The sequence below is a fragment of the Comamonas sp. B-9 genome (assembly GCF_000410635.1).
Lineage (GTDB): Bacteria > Pseudomonadota > Gammaproteobacteria > Burkholderiales > Burkholderiaceae_C > Comamonas.
In genome coordinates, this window is record NZ_KE148574.1 from 12,064 (window position 1) to 12,449 (window position 386).

General features: G+C 68.9%; 1 protein-coding gene. It reads left to right on the plus strand.

Translation table 11 applies throughout. The annotated features are described in order from the left end of the window. Positions 1–238: PspA/IM30 family protein (locus H928_RS33295; RefSeq protein WP_239644954.1), on the plus strand; the 238-nt coding region annotated here is incomplete at its 5' end. Positions 239–386: the final 148 nt, after the last annotated feature.

Here is a 386-nt window from a genome sequence, read left to right on the forward strand (position 1 = left end):
CCGCTACACCGGCTCGCAGTCGCGCGTGCAGACGGCGCTCGATTCGCTCGAACGCATCAAGCAAAAGCAGGCCGAGCGCGGCGCCCGCATGGAGAGCGCGGCCGAGCTGGCGCACAGCAGCAGCGAAGACGCGCTCGACGCCAAGCTGCGTGCCGCCGGCATCACCGCCGCTGCCGGCAATGCGCAGTCGGTGCTCGAGCGCCTCAAGGCGCAGCGCGCCGGCTCCAAGGAGGGCTGATCGCTCCCGGGGCCCTGGCTGGCCCGACCAGACACACAACAAGTGAGGAGCCGGCGCCACGCCCGCTACCGCACACCGAGAAGAGGGACTGCCATGTCGACATTTCTGCACTATGCGCTGGGCTTTCCGACCTTCATCTTCGGCGCAT